We start from the raw sequence: 23135 nt of genomic DNA on the forward strand, positions 1-23135 counted from the left end.
ATATTGGGAAATAAAAGCAATTTACATGCATGCTTCCAATGTTTAAAAATGCCCTCACTATAACAATCGGTGTGCTGATTACCGGCAACCTGTACGCTCAGCAAAACCCCGTTTTACCAGGCTATTACGCCGATCCGGAAGGCATTAAGTATGGCAATACCTACTGGATATTTCCAACCTATTCGGCCAAGTATAATGAGCAGGTTTTTATGGATGCCTTTTCTTCAGAAGACCTGAAAACCTGGACTAAGCATCCGCGTATTATTGATACCAGTGCCGTAAAATGGGCTAAACGTGCTATGTGGGCACCTGCCGTGCTGCAAAAAGATAAAAAGTACTATGTCTTTTTCGGAGCTAATGATGTGCATCAGGGTGAAGTAGGCGGCATAGGGGTAGCTGTAGCCAATAAACCTCAAGGCCCTTACAAAGACCTGCTGGGAAAGCCATTAATTCAGGACATTATAAACGGCGCGCAACCTATCGATCAGTTTGTGTTTAAGGATAAAGACGGCAGTTACTATATGTACTACGGTGGCTGGGGGCATTGCAACATAGTAAAGCTTAAGAAAGATTTTACCGGCATTGAACCACTGCCCGGTGGCACTTTATACAAAGAAATTACGCCTGATAAGTATGTTGAGGGCCCGTACATGTTTATCCGTAACGGCAAATACTACTTCATGTGGTCGGAAGGCGGCTGGACCGGTCCCGACTACAAGGTGGCATACGCCATTGCCGATTCACCTTTTGGTCCCTTTAAGCGGTTGAATACCATACTGGAACAAGACCCCTCCATTGCCACCGGCGCCGGCCATCACTCGGTAATACACTCGGCAAAGGATGATAAGTATTACATTGTATATCACCGCCGTCCGCTCAACAAAAAATCGGCTCACGAACGTGTGGTTTGTATCGATGAGATGAAGTTTGACAGCGAAGGCCATATTTTGCCGGTAAAAATGACAGGTAGGGCTACTGTAGATTTTTAGTGGCAGGATTGCAGTAGCAGGCAATCAATAATAATTTGTCATCAATTTTTTTGAATTATAGTTCATTGCTTTTATGGGTATTTATTTACTTCTGAATAACAAGGTATGGTATGAAATTTAACCAGGTTGAGCGTGGTAAAGTGCCGTGTGGAAATTGGGTATTTATTTACTTCCGAATAACAAGGTGTGGTATGAAATTTAACCAGGTTGAGCGTGGTAAAGTGCTGTGTGGAAATTTTCGTACATAAATATATATTGGCAAACATGCTGTAAGTGAGTTAAATAGTATTATCTTTATAAACCACCACAATTATTACCCTTCTACTTAGACGTTGCTGCCTCTTTGATCCGGTGATATTTAAGCTTTATGCTTTACAAATCACGCAAACAGGTTATGCTCCGAAAAAGCTTTATTAAATATTACCGCGTTTTTAAATACGCTACCACTGTTACCGAGGTTTCGGCCAATAATTTTGTGCGCTTACCAGCCGTGCAATTTAAACGCGGGTTACCCGTGGGCGAACCTGTGGATGTACTCATCAGCATTCCTTATTTTAAATATTCCCTACCGCCCGATGAGGCCATGTTTTACGGCTACCTTACTAAAGCACAGGCAATGGAAAAGGCAAAATCGGGCGCGCTTACCTACATCAATAAGATGATTGCCGATGTAGAGCAAAGCATAGCTAAACTTAAAGCTTATCGCATGAGCCATTACGAGGATTTAAACATCAATCTTTTAGATGCCAACATCAGACGGGTAGAAAAACTAATGAACATTAAATAACATCATACCATGAGCAAAGGAAAAAACACAGTAAAGAGCGACAAAAAGGCGCCAAGTACAGAGGGTAAAAAGGCACCCTCAGATTACCAGTCGGGCAAGTCAAGCGTGTCAGAACCTGCCATAATTAAAAAGAAGAAATAATGATCATCAAAGACCAACCGGTAGCCATGCAGGCCAAAATATACATGTACGACTTAAATAACTCGGCACGCGAAAACGGTTTTAAAGCCAATGATGGCTGGGAGGTGAGCCGTGCAACCCGGGAAGAAAAAATTCAACTCGAAAAAAGATACCAGCTAACCATATCAGCCAAGGTGCTGCCCGAAATATTGGCCGAGTTATTTATAACAGTTAAATCGCAATTGATACTGGCCCAAAAAATAATAACTGATGGTAAACGCTCCGAAATGAACCTCGTAGCCAGCAGCGATCAGCAATACCTGGTTGCCTTTAACCCGAATAGGCTTAAAGCCTGATTGAGGATTTCTCCTGTCCGGACAATGATACACCCGGACGGGCAATGACCTGTAAAAAATCAATTTCACATGAAAATTTTTGATAAAGAAAAGCCGGTATTACCCGGCCAAAGCCTACGTTACTTAGGCAAAGGTTTCCCTGGCTACGTTGCGGGGCAGCCTTACATGGTATTTGTTGCTCCACATCATGGCTCTCAATATTTGGTTGAGTATAATGCGCTAAGGGTGGTTGTTAACAGGCGGTATGTAAAGGTGGTGGGGTAGGGTATTAAGATTTAAATGCCCACATCACTAAGTTGTCATTCCGAACGATAGACAGAAATCATAATGTGAGATAGTCACAATTTAATCTGACAGTTACAATAATTTAAAACACGTAACAGAGATTAGTATTATGACAACCCAAGCAAAGATCATCAAAAACAAGATGGGCATACTGGAGCTTGCCCAGCATTTAGGAAACGTATCACAGGCCTGTAAAGTGATGGGCTACTCACGTGATAGCTTCTACAGGTTCAAGGAACTTTATGACCAGGGCGGCGAACTTGCCCTTCAGGAAATCAGCAGACGGAAGCCGATCTTAAAGAACCGTGTAGAAGAGCATGTAGAGCAAGCTGTTGTTGCAATGGCCATAGATCAACCGGCTTTAGGCCAGTTAAGGGTGTCCAATGAGCTTAAAAAGCAAGGCATATTAATATCTCCCGGGGGAGTAAGAAGTATCTGGTTGCGCCACGATCTGCAAACCTTTAAGCTTCGTTTAAAGGCATTAGAAGCCAAATCGGCACAGGAAGGATTGGTGTTAACCGAAGCACAGGTAGTTGCTTTAGAAAAGGCTAAAGAAGAAAAGAAAGCACATGGTGAAATAGAAACACACCATCCCGGCTATCTGGGTGCACAGGACACTTACTATGTCGGCAACATCAAAGGTGTTGGCCATATTTACCAGCAAACATTTATTGATACTTATGCTAAAGTGGCCTTTACTAAACTATATGACAGAAAGAATGCACTGGTAGCAGCAGAGATGCTCAATGATAAAGTGGTGCCGTTTTACGAGCAACATGACCTGCGTTTATTACGGATACTTACCGACAGAGGGACAGAATATTGCGGCTCAAGAGAGCAGCATGAGTTCCAGTTATACCTGGCCATTGAAGATATAGACCATACTAAAACAAAAGCTAAAAGTCCACAAACCAATGGGATGTGCGAGCGGTTTCACCGCACCATCCAGGATGAGTTCTATGCTATTGCTTTCCGAAAAAAGATCTATCGTAGCATTGCTGAATTGCAGGCAGATCTGGATAGGTGGATGACTGGTTACAATAATGAGCGGACACATAGTGGAAAATACTGCTTTGGCAAAACACCTATGCAAACGCTGATCGACAGCATTCCATTGGCGCAGGAAAAGTTATTGGAGAGACTCGCCGAAGACCAGATTCTTCAAAGCCCCCACAAAAAGTGCTCAGAAGAATCTGAGTCGATGCCGTTAGACGAGAAAAAGCTATATTCACAAATCACATCTGACAACTTATAAAACCACCTAACTGTCAGATCAAGTAGTGGCTATTACACTTAAAGCAGATACATTAGATATTTCTTTGTCATTGATCTTCATAATGATAATCTAATTATTTAACGTCCTCTTCGGCCATCGTCTGTGTCCTCACCGGCGATTATTCCGTTGTTGCTCCCCATCACTCGCCGCCGTTGTCTGTGTCCTCACAGACAACTCTTAAATCACATCTCTGTAATCAGTCAGCCAGCTATAATGTCTATCTTCCTTTTCATAAAATGAGGCTGAAGAGTATAAGTAATCAGTAGGGTCGGTTACTAAATTCCAATGTGCTTGTAAAGGATTTAAATGAATGTAATCTAATTTCTGTTCAAAAATCCCACGGCTATATAGTTCTATAGGTAAAGAATTCCTTTGCCAAAATTGATAGTCCCTGTTATTTCTTTCAACTGCAAATCGCTCTAAAAGTGAACTTTCCCCAGTTCTTAATTCTTTTTGAAACTGATGGCTTGTGAATTTCATAAAACTTGCATAAGGCATTTCTTTTCCATTCAAGGCAATATTCTTCCAGATAATATGAATGTGATTAGGCATAATCACGAATCCATAGACCTCAAGTTTTCGCTTTTCAACTAAGTGAATAAGACTGTCCAAAACTATAAATTTAAACTTATCCTCCTGCAATAGAGGAATCCAGTTTAAAATGGATGCTGTGTAAAAGTAAATAGTATCTAATTGCACTTGGTTAAGTTATATGGCTTTAAGATAGTTGTCTGTGAGGACACAGACAACGGCGGCAAGATTTTTTTCCTCTTTCGCCTTGTTAAAGTTTATCAATAGACACCACTAAATTGTTTTCAAGCCTGCGCGCGCTCTTATTTGGTACTCACGGCAGCTATTCAAATTTGCCCCAAACTTACAACATCCGCCGTTGTCTGTGTCCTCACAGACAACTTCCTGATTTTAGTCGGTTAGTTAATAACGATTTGTAAATAGCTGTTTGTTGCCTGAAGAGTTGTCTGTGAGGACACAGACAACGGCGGCGAGTGTAAAGCGTTTAACATCATAGGTTCATATTTACTAACAATCCCTTACTGCTCCCCATCACTACTCCCAAACAAATACGTCTCGGTGTTGCCAACCGGCATATTCATGAGGTTGCCGGTGCCCAGTTGCCACCAAAAGCGCAGGCGGGGCTTTTCGGTGTTACCAATTTCGTTCATCGAGTCGGAGTCGAACAGGCGGCCGTTTACCATTACGTATTTAATGTTGTCGCTGTTGCGAATATCGTCTAACGGGTTTTGATTGAGGATAACCAAATCGGCCAGTTTACCAGCTTCTAATGATCCTATTTCTTTATCCATGCCCAGGTAGGCCGCGCCGTTAATAGTGGCACAACGCAGGGCTTGCAAAGGTGAGAAGCCGCCTTGAGCCAGCATCCACAATTCCCAGTGGGCACCCAGGCCTTGCAGTTGACCATGTGCGCCCAGGTTTACGCGGGTGCCGCCATCGGCAATTTGTTTAACAGCTCTTGCTACGGCAATGTGTCCGTAATCGCCATACTCGGCCGTGGTGCGGCGGCGCGAACGGGCATCAATAATGGCTGGTGGGGTAAAGCTTAGCAGGTGCTCGTTTTTCCAAACCTCGCTTCGGTCGTACCAGTAGTTTTCGCCAAATTGGGTGCCGTAGCTTACAATAAGGGTAGGGGTGTAAGCGGTTTTGCTGGCGTTCCAAAAGCTTTTTACATCTTTATAAACCGGCCAAACCGGTATGTTGTGCTCAATGCCGGTATGGCCGTCGGCAATCATGCTCATGTTGGTAAAAAACGTTGAACCACCCTCGGGCACCACTTCCATTTGCAGTTGGCGGGCGGCTTCCAGTATTTGCTGGCGCTGCTCGCGGCGGGGTTGATTATAGCTTTTTACCGAAAACGCGCCAACGGCTTTCAACCTGCGCAGGTGCGAAAGCGCTTCGTCTAAATTGTTAATTACGGCCTTAAAGTCGCCATCGGCACCGTATAAAATGGTACCGGTAGAATACACCCGCGGACCAACCATGCGTCCGGCTTTCAGCATTTCGTTTTGGCTAAATACCATTTCGGTATTGCTTGATGGATCATGCGAGGTGGTTACCCCATAAGCCAGGTTGGCAAAGTAATGCCAGTCTTGCTGCGGCGAAATACCATCAGGGCTAACGCCCAAATGCCCGTGCACATCAACAATACCCGGCATAATGGTTTTGCCGGCCATGTTGTAAACTTTGGCATCAGCAGGTGGTTGCACATCTTTACCCACGGCCATAATCACGTTTTGGTCTACCACAATGGTGCCCTTTTCAATCACCTCATCGCCCTTCATGGTAATAATGCGTGCGTTGGTAAAAGCAATTTTCCCGGCAGGGACATAGCTTCGTAGTTTTAAGCCAATATCAATCCCGGCGGTATCGGTATTAGCACCCTTATCGTTGTTGCCTTCAATAAACGGAAAAGCGGAGTGTATGTCGCGGGTGTAATATTTGGGTCCCAGTGTCCACATCAGCTTCTGGCTGTCTTTGCTCCAGTGCAGGTAGGTGCCGGCATCGCGGGTGAGGCGGGTAAGCGGCAGGGCTTTGTTGTTGGCCGATAGTTCCTGCGCATTGCCCGTAAGGGTCATGGGGGTAATGTAACAGTTAAATAACTCGGTAAAGGCCATCCACTTGCCATCGGGGCTGGGTAAAAACTGGGTAGCGTAAGTTGAGGTGTACAACGTTTTAGGTGCCACACCCGGATTAGCCAGATCGATCATTTTATAGGCTTTCTTATCACCCTCGCTGCTTTGATAATACAGCTTGGTATCATCATAACCAAACTGCGGCCTTATGCCGTTATTGAGCAGCATTACCGGCGTTCCACCCGTTGCCGGTACTACATAAATGCCCGGATTTTTGCCAAATGCGTAACCCAGCGTTTCGTTACCCTCGCCTTTGCGGTAAACCACTTTATCACCTTTGTTGCTAAAAACCGGCGAATAGTAAAAGCCCCGGTCGGGCGTTAAGCGTGTAATGTGACGGGTTGATAGTTCGATAATGTTTATGGCTCCTTTCAGGTCATCATTCCAGGTAGTGTAAACCAGTTGCTTGCCATCGGCGCTAAAACTGGGCTCGTACTCAAACTCGGGTGTATTGGTAATGCGCTCGGGTTTGCCCGAGGGCAGTTCTTTAATATAAATGTACCCGGCCGCGTTGAAGGCCACGCGTTTACCATCGGGCGAGGTGGTAAGCTGGCGAATCATCTTCACTGTAAACTCATCCTGAAATACCTTTTGCGGAAAATGCAGTGCATCGGTTATGGTTTGTTGTGAGGTAACTTCAAAAGGCACGTTAACGGCATTTAGGGTAGTAATATCCAGGTTCCATATTTTACCTTTTGCGTAAAAAATGAGGTGCTGATTATCGGGTGTCCAGTTAAAGTTAGGGTAGGTGCCAAATATGGCCCAGGTTTCCTGCTGGTCGTGGTTTAAATTATCGTAAACCGGGTATTCTTCGCCGGTGTGCAGGTTATGAATGTATAATACCGTTTTGAGGCGGTTACGTTTTACAAAAGCCATCAGCTTACCATCGGGCGATAGCTGCGGCCTGCAAGCGCCACCGCTGCCACCTGTAACGGTTTCTATTTGACCCGTGTTTCGGTTTAAGCGCTTTATGGCATAAATACCCTGGTTGGGGTCTTTGTTATATTGAAAGTTTGGGCCGGCTGTTACATCCTCGCTCCAGTAAACAAACGTGCCCTTGGGAGATACCACGGGTTCACCGGCATCCTGCTGATCGTTTTTACGTTGGGTTAGCTGTACGCCTTCGCCGCCGTTTTTATGGTATAGCCACAATTCGCCTGCCCCCAATGAGCGGGTGTTGGTAAAATGCTTGCGGGCTACAAAGTATTGTCCGTCGGGTGTCCAGTATGGGTTATTCAGCAGCCTGAAGTTTTCTTTGGTAACGGGGTGTTTGCTGGCACCATCGGCAGCCATTACCCATATGTTATCGCCGCCATCGCGGTCGCTGGTAAAGGCAATGCTTTTACCGTCGGGACTAAAACGGGGTTGTACTTCCCATGCTTTTCCGCCGCTTAAAAGGGTAGCTTTTCCTCCGGCAACAGGCATGCTGTAAATATCGCCCAGCAGGTCAAACGCTATGGTTTTACCATCCGGACTCACATCTACGTTCATCCAGGTACCTTCATCGGTGGTAATGGTTATCTTTTTACTCGGGCCGGGCATGTTCTCCACGTTCCATTTTTGGGCCGATGCCGTGAGGGTCATAGCCGATAACAGTATACAAGGTAAAAGCAGTTTCATAGTGTAAAGTAAACATGGCTAAAATAACAAATGTGGTGTTTGAGTGATGGTCATGTGGATGTTAATTGTTAAAATTAACACATACTAAAAGTCAATAGTAGTGCTCCCCATCATTTTTACCGGCAAATGTCGCTATCTCATCGCGTTTCAACTATGCATATAGGAGATTGCCACGCTCTCGCTCGTAATGACACACGAGAATATGTTATTTTAAAAACAAAAAAGGGCTGATATTTCTACCAACCCTTTCTATGTTATTTAAGCCTTAGCGGCCTTGAATATCGGTATAATTACGATCTGTTGCGCCGGTATAAATCTGGCGTGGGCGACCGATAGGCTCTTTATTTTCTTTCATTTCTTTCCACTGGGCAATCCATCCCGGCAGGCGGCCTAAAGCAAACAATACGGTAAACATATCGGTAGGGAAGCCTAATGCACGGTAGATGATACCCGAGTAAAAATCAACGTTAGGATACAATTTACGCTCAACAAAGTATGGGTCTTTAAGGGCAACTTCTTCCAGGCGTTTGGCAATATCCAAAACCTCGTCGTTTACACCCAAGTTCTCTAAAATATCGTCGCATGCTTTTTTAATGATCTTGGCACGTGGGTCGAAGTTTTTGTACACGCGGTGACCAAAGCCCATCAAACGGAAAGGATCGTTTTTATCTTTTGCTTTGTTGATCCATTTATCGGTATCGCCACCATCTGCCTTAATTTTCTCCAGCATCTCAATAACGGCCTGGTTGGCACCGCCATGCAGCGGACCCCAAAGGGCCGAAATACCGGCAGAAATTGATGCATAAAGGTTAGCATCAGATGAACCTACGATACGTACGGTTGAAGTTGAGCAGTTTTGCTCATGATCGGCATGTAAAATAAGCAGCTTGTTCATAGCGCTTATCACAACCGGGTTAACTTCGTACTCTTCGGTAGGGTGGCTAAAAGTCATGTACATAAAGTTAGTCACATAGTCGAACTTGTTTTTAGGGTAGTTAACCGGGTGACCTAACGATTTTTTGTATATCCACGATACGATGGTGCTCATTTTAGCGATGAGCTTGTGTATCTCTAAATCAACAATTTCAGGGCTGAGGCCGGGCTCTAAACTTTCGGGGTTAAAAGCAGCCAAAGCACCAATTAAGGATGACAACTGACCCATTGGGTGCGATTTTGAAGGGAAGCCGTCGAAAAACTTCTTCATATCCTCATGCACCAGTGTGTGGCGGTTAATTTCGCTCTGGAAACTGTTTAACTGCTCGGTTGTAGGCAATTGACCATAAATAAGCAGGTAAGCAACTTCAATAAAGCTCGATTTTTCGGCCAGCTGTTCAATTGGGTAACCACGATATTTCAATATACCTTGCTCACCATCTAAAAAAGTGATGGCACTTTTAGTTGCACCGGTATTTTTGTAACCAATATCTAAAGTTATATAACCGGTTAGGTCGCGAAGTTTCGAAATATCAAGAGCTTTTTCGTTCTCGGTGCCCTCAATTACAGGCAATTCGTAGGTTTTATCTCCAATTTTTAGTTGTGCTGTCTCCGACATAGGAATAATTAGTTGTATCCGTGGCAAATGTAATTAAATATGCCATTAATCATATTTGCGGATGTGTTTTATCACGTAAAATTTACCTTAAATCAATACTCACATTAAATACTCATTAGAAGTATTAAATGTTTAGCCAGATGGCTTGTGCTATTTGCTCAAAAGTTTATTTAATTTCCTCTTTCACCTCGCCACAGTCCATCATCTGGTTGCCGTAGTAGGGGTTCTTAATTTCTTTTTGAGCTGATAGCCAGTAGCCGCCGTTACCCTCGTTAGCCATAGGGCAGTAGGCTACATATATAGGTGCATTTTTGGTTTTAAGCCCCTTTACCAAAGGAATAACATCCTGGCTAAGTTGTAAGAAATTGATGCGCTGTAATTTTACATCATCGGTACCGGCAATTTTTTTCGAGAGGCCTTCGGCTTCGTCGCAGCCTTTAATAGGGGCTAAAGCTGTGGTAAGTTCATTGGCGGCTTTTTGTGCAGCTTTGCCATCGGTTTCTACCAGGGCATCTTTAACGGCTAAGTAGGCATGGTAAACTTTGGCGGTATCGTTGCTGGCAACATTGGCGTCAGCTTCGGTTTTAGTTTCTTCGCCGGTGGTTTCAGCTTTTTTTGATTGATCGCAGGCACTCCATAGTACGGTAAGAGCAAGGGCACTTGCTAAAAAATATTTTTTCATTGATAGCTTTTAAAACATTAATACAAGCTAAGGTAGCAAATTGTGTTTAATGCACAATTGGAGTAAGGCTTAATGCAGCCAAAAACTCGTCGGCCTGGTCAATGCTAATTACCAATTCCCTAACCTGTAATGTGCTGCCATATAGCCGGTTAATATTTACGGGTTGCTTAAATACTATATGCATATTTATGCTGCCTTTAGTAACTGCGCCTTTAAAGCAGCCTTTGGGAGGTGTAAAACTATCGGTTATTTTAGTGGCCGATGCAATGTTGTCACAAGTGGTAAATAAATGCCAGCGTATACCCACACGCAACAACAAATTGTTATGGTGTACTAAAACAGGGCTTTTTATAATTGCCGCAAAATCGGCTATAAGAAACATTAAACCATATATACTCAATGCTGTAACTACAATTGCACTGGTAACGCTATAATTTAAAAGCAACAGGTGAAACCCTGCCAGCTCTATAATAGCCACAAATAGTATAACACCAAATAAAGAAGCATAGCCCGACTGCTTATGGGTAGAAAAACTTATGGCATTATATGGCGCAGCGGCTGTTTTTAGCCAGTATAGCAGGCTAAAACGCATTACGGTTAATTCAGACGCCAGCAGCCGTACAGGCATGGTGTTTCCCAAAGCTTTGGTCATGCTGTGTTGCAGTTGATTAGCCACATCGGGCAGGTGATGTTGCAGGTGACGGTATTGTTTGCTTATGCTGCGCACTTTACTTATAGCATAAATTATAAACCCTAACTCGGCTGCAACTGATAGTTTGCGCAATTGTAAAATATAGGCCTGCTGCGTTGGCGGCATAATTAAATAGGCAACACACAGGCAGCAGCTTACTACAAATAATATATTTCGTTTGCGAAGTTTTAACGGCCTGATGATTAAAAAGTAATACGCTGCCGGAAAGGTAACCAACACATCGGCCAGTAAGCCATTAGCCACCGCATTGTAACGCGGTGCTGCTAAGTGATGCAATAAATACGGCCCGCCAAATAAGAGTAATAACGCTAAGCCTGTAATAAGCGCTACATTTTTTAAGGGAAGTGATGTGCGTACCAGCATATGATGTAAATAGGTTGAACACAGGTAAATATAGCAGCAATATGGCATAATTAATCCTGTAAAAAATAAAAACCCCTCGGCCTAAACCGAAGGGTTGAATTTTTATTTATAAAGAACGATAATTTACTGTGTTAATTACCAGCGACCGTGGCCATGACCTCTTCCATGTCCATGACCCCAACCGTGACCTCTGCCCGGACCGCGGTCAATAACCACCACACGGCGTGGAGCCGGGCGATAGTAATTACGAACCACAACCGGACGCTCATAATACACACGACGAACAGGTGCATAATAAGCCGGACGATGGTATACCACAGGCTGATCAACCACAACTACACGTGGGGCCGGGGCATAATAAGCCGGGCGGCCAATGTTAATACCTATATGTGCACTTACCTGTGCATTGGCTTTGTTAGTGTTAAATGCTACAATAGCTACAATAATTGCTGCAAAAAAGGTTATCCGTTTCATAAGTGTATTCATTTGTTATTATTAATGCTTTCGCATCGTTGTTATGATTTGATAGACAATTTGTGTGCCGTAGGGTTTAATTAATTCTTAAAACAAAATGGAGTGTTGCGTTTAAGTAATTGATTTTTAATTTTTTGTGTTTATTTAAACGGTGGTGTCTTTCTGTTTTAAAGCATAAAAAGTCATTAATATTGAAGCTATTGATATGTACATTTTATTGGATGAATTTGCTTTGAAAATGCCCGGTGTGGGATATACAGATAGCTGATTTTACAGAAATATGAGTTGGGTAGCGGCGGCTTCCATTTTTCTAACCAAAGGGTTTTAAAACCTTCTCTACTTTCACCTTTAAGCCTGAAACCATTTCTCAATCCCTTTTACTACATTTAACCTTCCTCATGAACAATTTCTACAAAAACTATAAAGGCATCATCTGGCTGTTAACGGGCATTATATGCGGGAGCATTGCGGGCCTTGTGCTGGGCAAAAAAGTAGAGGTGCTTAAACCCATCGGCGATATATTTTTGAACCTGCTTTTTACGGCGGTAATACCCTTGGTTTTTTTTGCCATATCATCGGCCATAGCAGGGTTGGAAGCGGGTAAAAAGCTGGGTAAGGTAATGGGGGTGATGTGTGCCGTGTTTTTAGGCACGGTGCTGGTATCGGCCTGTTTAACTATGGTGGCGGTATGGTTGTTCCCCATTCATGAGCAGCTTACCAGCGCGCCCTTAACCGAAGAAATGAGTAAGCAGCCCGTGTCTGAACAAATTACCCAACTATTTACCACGGGCGAGTTTTACCAGCTGCTATCGCGCAGAAGCATGCTGGCCATGATCATATTTTCGGTAATTATTGGCTTTGCGGCTTTGCGCAGCGGCAAAAAGGGCGCCGCCTTTACCCGGTTTTTACTGGGTGGAAACGAGGTGTTCAAACAAGTATTTATTATTATCATGAAGCTTGGTCCGTTGGGGTTGGGGGCTTACTTTGCTTACCAGGTGGGTGTTTTCGGGCCGCAGTTGTTTGGCGCTTATGCACGCTCATTAGGCTTATACTATGGGGTTGGGGCATTTTATTACGTATTTGGTTTTAGTGCCTATGCCTTGATAGCAGGAGGGGTAAAAGGGTTTAAAAAGTTTTGGCCTAATAATATTATTCCTTCGGCTACGGCGGTGGGTACATGCAGCAGTATTGCTACTATTCCGGCTAATATGGATGCAGCCAAAAAAATTGGCATCCCAACAGTAATAGCCAACGTAACTATCCCATTAGGAGCTACGCTGCATAAGGATGGTTCGAGCATATCATCCATCATTAAAATGGCCGTGGTATTTGCCCTGTTTGGCAAAAGCTTTAACAGTGCCGATGTAATTATATTGGCCCTGGGCATGACGGTTTTGGTAAGCCTGGTTGAAGGCGGCATACCTAACGGCGGTTATGTGGGCGAGCTCTTGTTTATTGCGGCCTACGGTTTCCCGCCCGAAGCCTTGCCTCCGGCCATGATCATAGGTACCCTGGTTGACCCTATGGCCACGCTGCTTAACGCCACGGGCGATAATGTTGCGGCCATGATGATAGCCCGTTTTACCGAAGGGAAGGATTGGATGGAAGCCGGGACACAAGAAAAAATAGCTTCTTAAAATTTATAATGCTGTTGTTCAGGCTCATCTGCCTAAATTGTCATGGCGGCTTGCCTTAACGTTCATGTGTGCGCTAAACAATACCTCACAAAAAAGCCGCTCCGGAAAAAAACCGGAACGGCTATAGTAACTATTTGTAAAGCTATTTAAGCTATGCCCTGCGAATGATGCCTAACAGGAAAGCAATAATAGCAATTACAATTAAAATGTGGATCAAGCCACCAACGTTATAAACAAACGCTCCTAATAACCATCCTATCACCAGGATAACGGCAATGATGTACAATAAGCCTCTCATTTTGGTATGTGTTTTATAGTTAGATAATGTATTTGTTACATCATTTAACCAACACAATTACGAATTGTTGTAATAAAATGAAAAAACCTGCGTTAAGCAGGTTTTTGTTATTAATACTCATCTTCGTTAAAGAAGAAATCATCTTTAGTAGGATAATCGGGCCAAATTTCTTCAATGTTTTCGTAAGGCTCGCCATCATCTTCAAGGGCTTGCAGGTTTTCTATCACTTCAACAGGCGCTCCCGAACGGATAGCATAATCAATTAACTCGTCTTTGGTGGCAGGCCATGGTGCATCTTCCAGATGTGAAGCCAGTTCAAGTGTCCAGTACATATGTCTAACTATTTATGATTTGGGTTAATGTTCAATTCTCGCAAAAATATAAGATTTCGCTTCGGTTTAACAAATTATTTTTCAAACTATTACATTTTTGGCAACCATTTGTTTTCAGTTATTCCTTGCTCGGCACCAATTTTTCGCGCAAGTATAAAAAGGTAATCGCTTAAACGGTTCAAATAAATGGTAACTTTTTCGTCAACTTCGCTTTCGGTGGCCAAATGCACTACCATACGTTCGGCACGGCGGCACACGCAACGCGCTATATGACAAAAAGATACAGCATTACTACCACCGGGCAATATAAAATGTTTGAGCTGGGGCAATTCTGCATCCATGCTGTCCATCTGGTTTTCGAGCAGGGTAATATCCTCGTCGGTTAAATCGGGGAGGGGTTTGTGCGGTTTATCAGGGTCGGCCGCTAATGATGCACCTACGGTAAACAGCTTATCCTGTATTTGCCTGATTGTTTGTTTATGAGCAGGGGCAATATCCTGGTCGGCAATGAGGCCCAGGTAAGCGTTCAGTTCGTCTACCGTGCCATAACTCTCAATACGAATGTGATGCTTGGGTACACGGGTACCGCCAATCAATCCGGTAAAACCTTTATCGCCCGTTTTAGTATATATTTTCATGTGCACCTGCAATTAAATAATTTTAATATTGATTTGATGCAATGTGAATAATTTTTGATGTTTACCGTTATATATCCGATATTAAAAATTTGCCTTTATGATGCCTGTACAGCCAAGCCGTAAAACTTATGCATATACCAAAACAATGGCCATAGCCGCAACCGCCCTCGTGCTGTTGGGTTTTAGCTGCAGTAATGCCAATAGTTCGGCACAGCAAAACGATAAACCTAAACAAGCCGCCAAGCCTGTGGCTACTACTGCCGGCCTCATTACCGAAAAGCAATTTAACGACTTATTTCCGCAGCGCAACAAGTTTTATACTTACCAGGCGTTTATTAAAGCCATTAATGAGCTGGCACAAATTAAAATAAAGGTTGTACGCCGAGCTACATCAGTTTACCAGATAACCCGCACTGATAAGGCCACCGGTAAAAGCACCGTTGTACGCCAGGATGCAGACTGGAACGAGGACTGGGCTAAAAAAATGCACCCCGACAGCAGCTACATAGTTGATTATGGCAAATTTTGCACCGAGAAAGATGCCATTACCAATAAAAAAGAACTGGCTGCCTTTTTTGCCAACATAGCTCACGAAACCCGTGGCGGGGCTGATGATACCTTTACCGACGGCCTGATGTATATACGCGAAAAAAATACCAGCTCGCCCTACATTGCCGAAAACGATGAATACCCACCGGTAGCCGGCAAAAAATACTACGGCCGCGGACCGGTACAACTCAGCTATAACGGCAACTACGGCTACGCCGGCGACTGTATACTGGGCGATCATAACATCCTCCTTAAAAACCCCGACCTGATCGAGACCGACCCTGTGCTGGCTTTTAAAACGGCCATCTACTTTTGGATGACCCCTCAAACGCACAAGCCATCGGCCCATGATGTAATGATCGGCGTGTGGCAGCCCAAAGCCAGCGATACCGCCAAAGGCCGCGCTCCCGGCTTTGGCATGACCATCAATATTATTAACGGCGAGGTAGAATGCAACAAAGGCGAGGCAAGCTACAGCATGAAAGACCGCATGAAGTTTTACCAGTACTATCTCAAAAAATTTAGCCTTACCGACACCGCAAACTGCTCCTGCGCCCAAATGCAGCCGTATTTGTACGGGGTGAATGAATAGGATTTTGATTTCGGATGTCGGATGTTCGATTTCGGATTTTCAATTTTTGGGAGTATCATTTTCCCGCGATGTCATTTCGAGGAACGAGAAATCTTTTCTAAGCTCTGAGTTAATCGCCTCGAAAAGATTTCTCTCTATCGTTCGAAATGACAGGGTAAGATATGTCACATAACCCCAATTCATATTGCGCATTTAATATAAATCTGTAGTTTTGCCTCACTATGAACGAAATGGTTTGTCTTTCGCCTCCAAAGGCTTAATAATATTAAGAGCTATACATCTGTCTAAGGGCTGGTTTTGCATTAATTATTAAGTTCAATTAATCGTTCTGCTTACAGAACATTCAAGACAATCAATTCCATGAAAAAAGCATATTTGGTACTACACCTGGCGGTAGTGCTGGCCGGGTTTACAGGGGTATTTGGCAAACTCATTTCGCTTAATGAGGGGCTGCTGGTTTGGTACCGCATACTCATTTCTATCGTTATACTTTTCGGGGTTTTAAAGCTGTTTAAGGTTAATACAGCCATTGTACCCAAACAAAAATTTGATATTGCTAAAATAGGCCTGCTTATTACCATACACTGGATGTTTTTTTACGGCAGTATAAAATATGCCAACGTATCAATAGGGGTGGTTTGTTATTGCTTAACCAGTTTTTTTACAGCCATATTTAGTCCGCTTATTAACCGGCGTAAGTTTAACATAACCGAGTTATTGTTGAGTATGCTTACGCTAATCGGTATTTCGCTCATATTTCATTTTGATTCGTCGTACCAGGTTGGTATTGCCCTTGGGGTAATCTCATCGGCCTTTGCAGCGCTTTACACCGTTTATAACGAGCGCTTAGTAAGGCATTATGAAAGCATGCTCATTAATTATTACCAAATGATTGGCGGGGCTATAGGGCTTGGTATTTTGATGCCATTGTACCTGCATTTTTTCCCTGTGCAAACACTTGTGCCAAGTGTGCATGATATTATTTACCTGTTGCTGCTGGCGTCGTTTTGTACCGTTTTGCTATACATTATGTTTGCCGAAACATTGAAGCGCATACCCGCATTTACAGTAAACCTGAGTTTTAACCTTGAGCCGGTTTACTCCATAGCGATGGCTTTTTTAATTTTTAAAGAAGGCAAAGAGCTTAATTTTTCTTTTTACATCGGGCTGTTGTTTGTAATGCTGTCGGTGCTGATGCAAACCATATTCTCGATGAAGAAGCGAAAGGTTTTATGATCTCGGAGGTAGTTTTTTTTAACTAAAACCATCCTGTCATTCCGGGAAAACGAGGAATCTTATACACGCGCTGAGCCTGCAAAGCATATAAGATTTCTCTTTTCGTTCAAAATGGCAGCATTAAAAAAGCTATAACAACAAAAAAGTGCCTGAGCTCATTGCCCCGGCACTTTCTGTAGTCCTGATTCTGTACTCTTGATTCTATTCCCAACTATTCCATTACCAAAACGCCGTCGGCCATAATGGTAAGGTCTTTTTTAGGTTTGTTTATTTTAGCAATCTCTTCGGCGCTTTTACCGGCATCTTTAGCGTAATGACGCAGGCGCTCAACCGGGGTTTCGCTTACTTTGGCCTGGCCTTCAATTACTACTTTTTTACCTACAATGTTTTGCGGCATAAAGTAAGCGTAATCGGTAAAGCGTACCATAATATCTTTGCCGTTATCTTGTTTCAGCTTCATAAAGCAGCCTTTCTTTTTGCACACCTCGGTAACCTCGCCGCTTATTTTACCGTTGTAAACGGTGTCTTTCACCAGCTTTTTATTTAGCGATGCCAGGGTAATAGCTTTGTCTTTGGTAATGGTTTTACCATAAGTTACACCCGGCGCTGCGGGCTTAATTTCGTCTTGCTGGGCGTATGAAGCAGCGCTGATAAACAGGGCGGCTACCAGTAATTTCAATCCTTTCATATTCAGTGTGTTGCTGAGGTAAATATAAGTAAAATTTGGCTCGCAGTATAAATGGTGTAATAAACAAATATGCCGTAATCAGTTATATATCATCAAACCAATTGAGGTATACCTCTTTTTCCTGGTACTCGCCATCCTTCTTCTTAGGCTTAACCAATGCTTGTGCTATGCCCTTGCGCGTAAGATAAGAGCCAGTGAGAGCTACAATAAGCACCAAAACCAACATGGTGCTGTACATGAGCAAATTGTTAAGCCGTGTGTTTTTTGATTCGGTTTTGAGGGCATGCTCTTGTTGCAGCCGGGTAAATTCGCCTTTAACATCGGCCCCTATCAGTATGCGCTGATCGGCCTGTAACGAATCATTTAGAGCAACATAGCTGTTGAGGTAATTATAAGCAGTTGATGCATTGCCATCCGGAGCATTTTTGTAATACTCGGCGTTGGTATGCAGCCAAAGCATCATTTCGTGGCGGTAAGTTTTATCGAGTATGGGTTTAACGGTATCTAACTGGGCGCGGGCATCTTTAAAGCGCAGTAATTTAATATACATGGCAGCCAGTTTTAAACGGCTTAGCCGGGCATCACCTGCAATATAATGCTTTTGTGAGTTGATGTTGATGCTTTGCTGGTATCCCCGTTCAGCCTCACGATACATGGCTTTCTGTTGATAAGCATCGGCCTCATTACCATATACCAACCCAAGCGCCATTTGTATAAAGCTTTTTTTGTCGGTATACTTTAGCTCTCCGGCCTTTAACAAGGTAATGGCTTTTTCAAAATAGCGTATAGCTTCATCGGGCCGGTGCAGGTTACGATAGGCCAAACCTATGTTATCATACCAGCCTTGCGTTAAATAAAAAGCATCGTACTCTTTTTCGCAACTCATTTTATTGAGCGCCTCGAGCCAAAAACGTACAGATTGTTTATACTTACCCTGGTCGTAACATACCTGCCCAAGGCTGGCGCTAACCTTAGACATGTATTGGTTGTACGAGCAGCTATCCTCCTGCATTTGCAAACTGCTTTTGCCCCGGTAATACCAGCCATAGGCCGATGAGTAATACTTTTGGCTGTACAGTACGTTACCCTTGTTTAAACAAGCCGTAGCATATGCAAGGTTGTAATTTTTTTCGCCACTGTAAGGTTGAAGTATATATAACATACTATCGGCATATAGCATGGCGCGGGTATAATTACCCACTATGTACAGGTAATGGTTGCTTTTAAAATCATATAGCTGAGCTAAATCAGCGGTGCTTATCCTGCCTTTAAAATTGCGATAAACCGAGTCGACATACGGAACCGCCTGCTGTGCTACCCTATCCGTAGGCATGTGCCTGGCATAGGTGATCGCCTTTTTAAAGTAAGCATCATGATCTGCGTTCTTCTGCCCTACACCACACGAGGATATAGCCGCCATGCTAATAATGCAAAGCAGTATTATATATTTGTACTTATTTAAAAAACCTGGCTCAAACATAATAGTTGTGCCGAAGATAAGCAGATTACATTTAATAACTGATTAAATATTTGTTGGGTATTGCGTAACCCAGTCTTAATTCCTTTAAAATAGCACAGGGAGGTTTGTTTTGATCGGGCTAACCTATTTCAGCAGCAACTCTGCAATTACAATATCCTCGGGGAAGGTAATTTTTAAATTTTGGTAACTACCCTCAACAATATGTATGGCATGGCCGGCGTGTTCGGCTACGCTCGCGTCATCGGTAAAGCTTTCCTGGTAGGCATATTCATATGCTCCTTTTAACAGGGCTGTTTTAAAGGTTTGCGGGGTTTGTACCAGGTAAATTTCATCGCGCAGCAGGCTTTGGGTAAACGGGCCTTTAACCTGCCGTACCGAATCGCGGCTTTTTACGGCTACAACCACCGCACCCTGTACATTGGCTTGTTTGTAGGCCGCATCAATAATGGCAGGATTGATGAGTGGCCTTACCGCATCGTGTACGGCTACTAAGGTATCATCGGGCACTAATTTTAACCCGTTTTTTACCGAATGGAAACGTGTGGGGCCTCCGCTCACTAAGTCGTGCGGTAAGGTAAAGTGATGTTGAATACACAACTGTGCCCAATACACATGGTGGCTGTCGGGCAGTACCACGATCAGTTTTGGCGCATACTGGCTTCTACTGAAAGCTTGTAAAGTGTGCATTAACACCGGTAACTCATTCACCAGTAAAAACTGCTTAGGCACTGCCGATTGCATGCGCGTGCCCGAACCTCCAGCCACAATAATGGCATAAGTAGTGAGCTGTGAGTGGTGAGTGGTGAGTGGTGAATGCAACATTGGACTCAAATATCTGTAAAATGAAGTGAGTGGACAATAGTGAATGGTGAGTTGTTGAGTGGTTGCATCAAACAAAAAACGCTGGGCTAAAAGCACAGCGTTTTTATATTTAATATGGCTCTATGTGGTAATCTATCATTTCATAATCAAACTACTCACCACTCACAACTAATTAAATAATCAGCATCGCATCGCCGTAGCTGTAAAAACGGTATTTTTCTTTAACAGCAACTTCGTAGGCGTTCATTACGTTTTCGTAACCGCCAAATGCACAGATCATCATCAACAGGGTCGATTCTGGTGTGTGGAAGTTGGTGATCATAGCGTTGGCAATGCTAAACTCGTACGGCGGGAAGATGAATTTGCTGGTCCAGTCGTTAGCCGATTTCAGCGTTTTGTTGGCCGAAACTGCCGACTCAATAGTACGCATTGAAGTGGTACCTACTGCACAAACACGTTTTTTACGCTCAATGGCACGGTTTACAATATCAGCTTGCTTTTGCTCAATGATAAATTGCTCCGAATCCATTTTGTGTTTGGTTAAATCTTCAACCTCTACAGTACGGAAAGTGCCTAAACCAACGTGCAGGGTAACCTCGGCAAACTCAACACCTTTTAGTTCAAGGCGTTTCATTAGCTCGCGGCTAAAGTGTAAACCTGCAGTAGGAGCGGCAACAGCGCCTTCGTTTTTAGCAAAGATGGTTTGATAACGCTCTTTATCATCGGCTGTTGCTTTACGCTTGATATATTTAGGAAGCGGGGTTTCGCCCAAAATTTCCACGTTACGGCGAAATTCCTCGTCGGTACCGTCAAACAAAAAGCGGATGGTACGGCCGCGTGATGTAGTATTGTCTACCACCTCGGCAACCAACAGGTCATCATCGCCAAAGTACAATTTGTTACCTACGCGTATTTTACGGGCAGGATCAACCAAAACGTCCCAAAGGCGCAGTTCTTTATTTAATTCGCGCAGTAAAAATACTTCAATGGTGGCACCGGTTTTTTCCTTGTTACCGTACATACGGGCCGGAAATACCTTGGTGTTGTTCAGGATCATGACATCCTGATCATCAAAATAATCCAAAACGTCCTTGAATATCTTGTGCTCAATTTTACCCGAGTCGCGGTGCAGCACCATCAGGCGAGATTCGTCGCGAACGTCAGACGGGTCATGGGCAATCAGTGATTCGGGGAGATTGAACTTAAATTGAGATAACTTCATATTTTTCTACTATATAGAATTTCAGGGCGCAAATGTACGCATTTTATTTGCATATATCAACGGTTTAACAGGTGGCTTTGTGTCATGTTAAAGCAAATAAATTACAGCGCATTTGCTATTAAAGCTTTACAGGCTTATATAAAGCAGAAAAACCGGGTCTCGCACCCGGTTTTCCTAATCTAATAATTTACTTATGAAAACAACAACACAAGTTGCTGCTTCAATGCTAAGATATTCCTTAAAGGGGTAAGATGCAAGTTTTCTTATAAATTAATCTGTATCAGCAAGTAGCTTATTTTGTAATAAGTATGTTTTAATGATATTTGCACGCTAAGCCCCATACCATGAATGTTAAAGTTATTGCGTTTGATGCCGATGACACGCTTTGGGTAAACGAGCCCTATTTCAGGCAAACCGAAGAGAAGTTTTGCAGCCTTTTTAGTGAGTTTATGCCCATGCACAGCATCGAACGTGAGTTGCTTAAAACCGAGATTGCCAACCTGGGCCTGTATGGCTATGGCATCAAAGGTTTTGTACTATCTATGGTTGAAACCGCCCTTGCTGTTACCGCCGGGCAAATTAATGTGCACGCTATTGATCGTATACTGACCCTGGGCAAGGAAATGCTTAACCAGCCCATTGAGTTAATTGAAGGTGTGGAAGATGTGTTGAAAGCCCTGCAAGGCAAGTACCGCCTGGTAGTAGCCACCAAAGGCGATTTGCTCGACCAGGAGCGCAAGCTAAAAAAATCGGGCCTGAGCCAATATTTTCATCATATCGAGGTTATGTCTGAAAAAGATGATGCCAGCTATCTTAAACTGGTTAAGCACCTCGATATTAAGCCTGAAGAACTACTCATGATAGGCAATTCCTTAAAATCTGACGTTATACCGATGCTTCATATTGGCGGCCATGCCATACATGTGCCTTTTCATATTACCTGGGTGCACGAAATGGTAGAAAGCCAGGTGGAACACCACAATTTTAAAAGCGCCACTCATGTTGGCGAAATACTACAATACCTTAACTCATGAAAAAAAAATTAGACCTTAATAGATGGCCGCGCAAACAGCACTTCGAATTTTTTAAACAGTTTGAAGAGCCTTTTTTTGGCGTTACCGTAAATGTTGATTTAACGCTGGCTTATGAGCACGCTAAATCGGCCGGTATATCGTTGTTTATATATTACCTGTACCAGGCTTTGGGTGCGGCCAATATGGTTGAGCCTTTTCGTTACCGTATTGAGGATGATGAAGTGGTTGTGTATGATGAGGTGCATGCTTCGGCTACTATCAATCGTCACGATAACACTTTTGGCTTTTCGCATATTGATTATCACCCGTCGTTTCAACGGTTTTTAGAAGGTGCCGAAGTGGAGATAGCCCGTGTACAAAGCACAACCGAACTTTTTGCGCCAAGAAATGGAAATGATGTGTTGCATTTTTCGGCCCTGCCATGGATCAACTTTACCTCGCTCTCACATGCACGATCATTCAGCCGTAATGATAGCGTACCCAAAGTAAGCTTTGGCCGCATAACCGATATTGACGGGCAAAAAATTATGGCCGTATCTATCCACGTGCATCATGCTTTAATGGATGGTTTGCATGTAGGGCAGTTTATACAAGTTTATCAGGATTTATTGAATGGAGGGCTTTGATTTAGTTGTGAGTTATATGTTGTCGGTTGTGTGAAGGTCTGCCCATTAGTCGTAGCGTCGGCGCTGCAACTGGCACTATTTCAATTCTGACAACCGACA

General features: G+C 43.4%; 24 protein-coding genes. 11 read left to right on the top strand and 13 right to left on the bottom strand.

Features of this window, described 5'->3' with window-relative positions; genetic code table 11:
• The first annotated feature begins 38 nt into the window (after positions 1-38).
• The 6 genes from QE417_RS20875 (at position 39) to QE417_RS20900 (ending at position 3792) form a co-directional block, all read left to right on the top strand.
• The gene (locus QE417_RS20875) at positions 39-989 is read left to right on the top strand and encodes a glycoside hydrolase family 43 protein (RefSeq protein WP_311953278.1); all 951 of its coding nucleotides are present in this window, start codon (positions 39-41) and stop codon (positions 987-989) included.
• Positions 990-1356: 367 nt separating this feature from the next.
• Positions 1357-1776: a hypothetical protein gene (locus tag QE417_RS20880; RefSeq protein ID WP_311953280.1), complete on the top strand. Its 420-nt coding sequence runs from the start codon at positions 1357-1359 to the stop codon at positions 1774-1776.
• A 9-nt stretch (positions 1777-1785) separates the two neighbouring features.
• Positions 1786-1917, top strand: a complete 132-nt coding sequence (locus QE417_RS20885; protein WP_311953282.1) for a hypothetical protein — start codon at positions 1786-1788, stop codon at positions 1915-1917.
• Positions 1917-2252, top strand: a complete 336-nt coding sequence (locus tag QE417_RS20890) for a hypothetical protein (RefSeq protein ID WP_311953285.1) — start codon at positions 1917-1919, stop codon at positions 2250-2252. The genes QE417_RS20885 and QE417_RS20890 overlap by 1 nt, the downstream gene beginning before the upstream one ends.
• A gap of 69 nt (positions 2253-2321) precedes the next feature.
• Positions 2322-2516 carry a hypothetical protein gene (locus QE417_RS20895; RefSeq protein ID WP_311953287.1) on the top strand — a complete coding sequence of 65 codons (195 nt, stop codon included), beginning with the start codon at positions 2322-2324 and terminating at the stop codon, positions 2514-2516.
• Between the two features lie 130 nt (positions 2517-2646).
• Complete coding sequence (locus QE417_RS20900; RefSeq protein ID WP_311953290.1) at positions 2647-3792, top strand: IS481 family transposase; 1146 nt, start codon at positions 2647-2649, stop codon at positions 3790-3792.
• Between the two features lie 198 nt (positions 3793-3990).
• Here QE417_RS20900 and QE417_RS20905 read toward each other — a convergent pair whose 3' ends face one another.
• From QE417_RS20905 to QE417_RS20930, 6 genes are all read right to left on the bottom strand, one after another.
• Entirely contained in the window at positions 3991-4512 is a 522-nt protein-coding gene (locus QE417_RS20905) for a transposase (RefSeq protein WP_311953292.1), read from the bottom strand.
• A gap of 350 nt (positions 4513-4862) precedes the next feature.
• Positions 4863-8099, bottom strand: a complete 3237-nt coding sequence (locus tag QE417_RS20910) for an amidohydrolase family protein (RefSeq protein WP_311953293.1) — start codon at positions 8097-8099, stop codon at positions 4863-4865.
• 265 nt (positions 8100-8364) lie between these two features.
• On the bottom strand, positions 8365-9651 hold the full coding sequence (locus tag QE417_RS20915; RefSeq protein ID WP_311953296.1) for a citrate synthase: 1287 nt from the start codon (positions 9649-9651) through the stop codon (positions 8365-8367).
• Between the two features lie 166 nt (positions 9652-9817).
• Positions 9818-10333, bottom strand: a complete 516-nt coding sequence (locus QE417_RS20920; protein ID WP_311953299.1) for a DUF3347 domain-containing protein — start codon at positions 10331-10333, stop codon at positions 9818-9820.
• Between the two features lie 46 nt (positions 10334-10379).
• Positions 10380-11408, bottom strand: coding sequence for a hypothetical protein (locus QE417_RS20925; protein ID WP_311953302.1), 1029 nt, complete (start codon positions 11406-11408; stop codon positions 10380-10382).
• A gap of 135 nt (positions 11409-11543) precedes the next feature.
• Positions 11544-11882 (bottom strand): hypothetical protein, encoded by a 339-nt coding sequence (locus QE417_RS20930; RefSeq protein ID WP_311953305.1) that lies wholly within the window; start codon positions 11880-11882, stop codon positions 11544-11546.
• Positions 11883-12280: 398 nt separating this feature from the next.
• Between QE417_RS20930 and QE417_RS20935 the strand changes: the two genes are divergently transcribed.
• The gene (locus tag QE417_RS20935) at positions 12281-13519 is read left to right on the top strand and encodes a dicarboxylate/amino acid:cation symporter (protein WP_311953308.1); all 1239 of its coding nucleotides are present in this window, start codon (positions 12281-12283) and stop codon (positions 13517-13519) included.
• A gap of 151 nt (positions 13520-13670) precedes the next feature.
• Here QE417_RS20935 and QE417_RS20940 read toward each other — a convergent pair whose 3' ends face one another.
• The 3 genes from QE417_RS20940 to QE417_RS20950 all read right to left on the bottom strand — a co-directional run bounded on the left by QE417_RS20940 (position 13671) and on the right by QE417_RS20950 (position 14787).
• Entirely contained in the window at positions 13671-13817 is a 147-nt protein-coding gene (locus QE417_RS20940) for a lmo0937 family membrane protein (protein WP_311953310.1), read from the bottom strand.
• A gap of 110 nt (positions 13818-13927) precedes the next feature.
• A complete protein-coding gene (locus QE417_RS20945) occupies positions 13928-14149 on the bottom strand; it encodes a DUF2795 domain-containing protein (RefSeq protein WP_002996718.1) in 222 nt (73 codons plus the stop codon).
• Positions 14150-14238: 89 nt separating this feature from the next.
• The gene (locus QE417_RS20950; protein WP_311953312.1) at positions 14239-14787 is read right to left on the bottom strand and encodes a cob(I)yrinic acid a,c-diamide adenosyltransferase; all 549 of its coding nucleotides are present in this window, start codon (positions 14785-14787) and stop codon (positions 14239-14241) included.
• A 97-nt stretch (positions 14788-14884) separates the two neighbouring features.
• Between QE417_RS20950 and QE417_RS20955 the strand changes: the two genes are divergently transcribed.
• Positions 14885-15928 carry a chitinase gene (locus tag QE417_RS20955; protein ID WP_311953314.1) on the top strand — a complete coding sequence of 348 codons (1044 nt, stop codon included), beginning with the start codon at positions 14885-14887 and terminating at the stop codon, positions 15926-15928.
• A gap of 360 nt (positions 15929-16288) precedes the next feature.
• Positions 16289-17164, top strand: coding sequence for a DMT family transporter (locus QE417_RS20960; RefSeq protein WP_311953316.1), 876 nt, complete (start codon positions 16289-16291; stop codon positions 17162-17164).
• 211 nt (positions 17165-17375) lie between these two features.
• Here the strand turns inward: QE417_RS20960 and QE417_RS20965 are convergent, their stop codons facing one another.
• The 4 genes from QE417_RS20965 to queA form a co-directional block, all read right to left on the bottom strand.
• On the bottom strand, positions 17376-17852 hold the full coding sequence (locus QE417_RS20965; RefSeq protein WP_311953318.1) for a DUF4920 domain-containing protein: 477 nt from the start codon (positions 17850-17852) through the stop codon (positions 17376-17378).
• Positions 17853-17934: 82 nt separating this feature from the next.
• Positions 17935-19272, bottom strand: a complete 1338-nt coding sequence (locus QE417_RS20970; protein WP_311953321.1) for a tetratricopeptide repeat protein — start codon at positions 19270-19272, stop codon at positions 17935-17937.
• Between the two features lie 183 nt (positions 19273-19455).
• The gene (locus QE417_RS20975) at positions 19456-20154 is read right to left on the bottom strand and encodes a 2-C-methyl-D-erythritol 4-phosphate cytidylyltransferase (RefSeq protein ID WP_311953323.1); all 699 of its coding nucleotides are present in this window, start codon (positions 20152-20154) and stop codon (positions 19456-19458) included.
• 172 nt (positions 20155-20326) lie between these two features.
• Positions 20327-21376 (bottom strand): tRNA preQ1(34) S-adenosylmethionine ribosyltransferase-isomerase QueA, encoded by a 1050-nt coding sequence (queA, locus tag QE417_RS20980; RefSeq protein ID WP_311953326.1) that lies wholly within the window; start codon positions 21374-21376, stop codon positions 20327-20329.
• Between the two features lie 344 nt (positions 21377-21720).
• Here queA and QE417_RS20985 point away from each other — a divergent pair, with 344 nt between their 5' ends.
• A complete protein-coding gene (locus tag QE417_RS20985) occupies positions 21721-22410 on the top strand; it encodes an HAD family hydrolase (RefSeq protein WP_311953328.1) in 690 nt (229 codons plus the stop codon).
• A complete protein-coding gene (locus QE417_RS20990) occupies positions 22407-23036 on the top strand; it encodes a chloramphenicol acetyltransferase (protein WP_311953331.1) in 630 nt (209 codons plus the stop codon). The genes QE417_RS20985 and QE417_RS20990 overlap by 4 nt, the downstream gene beginning before the upstream one ends.
• Positions 23037-23135 lie beyond the last annotated feature (99 nt).

This window comes from Mucilaginibacter terrae (assembly GCF_031951985.1).
GTDB lineage: Bacteria > Bacteroidota > Bacteroidia > Sphingobacteriales > Sphingobacteriaceae > Mucilaginibacter > Mucilaginibacter terrae_A.

Coding starts and splice junctions, on each gene's coding strand:
- QE417_RS20930 (WP_311953305.1), bottom strand. CDS start 11,882: ATGAAACGGATAACCTTTTTTGCAGCAATTATTGTAGCTATTGTAGCA.
- QE417_RS20945 (WP_002996718.1), bottom strand. CDS start 14,149: ATGTACTGGACACTTGAACTGGCTTCACATCTGGAAGATGCACCATGG.
- QE417_RS20895 (WP_311953287.1), top strand. CDS start 2,322: ATGAAAATTTTTGATAAAGAAAAGCCGGTATTACCCGGCCAAAGCCTA.
- QE417_RS20900 (WP_311953290.1), top strand. CDS start 2,647: ATGACAACCCAAGCAAAGATCATCAAAAACAAGATGGGCATACTGGAG.
- QE417_RS20950 (WP_311953312.1), bottom strand. CDS start 14,787: ATGAAAATATATACTAAAACGGGCGATAAAGGTTTTACCGGATTGATT.
- QE417_RS20960 (WP_311953316.1), top strand. CDS start 16,289: ATGAAAAAAGCATATTTGGTACTACACCTGGCGGTAGTGCTGGCCGGG.
- QE417_RS20890 (WP_311953285.1), top strand. CDS start 1,917: ATGATCATCAAAGACCAACCGGTAGCCATGCAGGCCAAAATATACATG.
- queA (WP_311953326.1), bottom strand. CDS start 21,376: ATGAAGTTATCTCAATTTAAGTTCAATCTCCCCGAATCACTGATTGCC.
- QE417_RS20940 (WP_311953310.1), bottom strand. CDS start 13,817: ATGAGAGGCTTATTGTACATCATTGCCGTTATCCTGGTGATAGGATGG.
- QE417_RS20975 (WP_311953323.1), bottom strand. CDS start 20,154: ATGTTGCATTCACCACTCACCACTCACCACTCACAGCTCACTACTTAT.
- QE417_RS20990 (WP_311953331.1), top strand. CDS start 22,407: ATGAAAAAAAAATTAGACCTTAATAGATGGCCGCGCAAACAGCACTTC.
- QE417_RS20985 (WP_311953328.1), top strand. CDS start 21,721: ATGAATGTTAAAGTTATTGCGTTTGATGCCGATGACACGCTTTGGGTA.
- QE417_RS20885 (WP_311953282.1), top strand. CDS start 1,786: ATGAGCAAAGGAAAAAACACAGTAAAGAGCGACAAAAAGGCGCCAAGT.
- QE417_RS20970 (WP_311953321.1), bottom strand. CDS start 19,272: ATGGCGGCTATATCCTCGTGTGGTGTAGGGCAGAAGAACGCAGATCAT.
- QE417_RS20875 (WP_311953278.1), top strand. CDS start 39: ATGTTTAAAAATGCCCTCACTATAACAATCGGTGTGCTGATTACCGGC.
- QE417_RS20920 (WP_311953299.1), bottom strand. CDS start 10,333: ATGAAAAAATATTTTTTAGCAAGTGCCCTTGCTCTTACCGTACTATGG.
- QE417_RS20915 (WP_311953296.1), bottom strand. CDS start 9,651: ATGTCGGAGACAGCACAACTAAAAATTGGAGATAAAACCTACGAATTG.
- QE417_RS20955 (WP_311953314.1), top strand. CDS start 14,885: ATGATGCCTGTACAGCCAAGCCGTAAAACTTATGCATATACCAAAACA.
- QE417_RS20965 (WP_311953318.1), bottom strand. CDS start 17,852: ATGAAAGGATTGAAATTACTGGTAGCCGCCCTGTTTATCAGCGCTGCT.
- QE417_RS20880 (WP_311953280.1), top strand. CDS start 1,357: ATGCTTTACAAATCACGCAAACAGGTTATGCTCCGAAAAAGCTTTATT.
- QE417_RS20925 (WP_311953302.1), bottom strand. CDS start 11,408: ATGCTGGTACGCACATCACTTCCCTTAAAAAATGTAGCGCTTATTACA.
- QE417_RS20910 (WP_311953293.1), bottom strand. CDS start 8,099: ATGAAACTGCTTTTACCTTGTATACTGTTATCGGCTATGACCCTCACG.
- QE417_RS20935 (WP_311953308.1), top strand. CDS start 12,281: ATGAACAATTTCTACAAAAACTATAAAGGCATCATCTGGCTGTTAACG.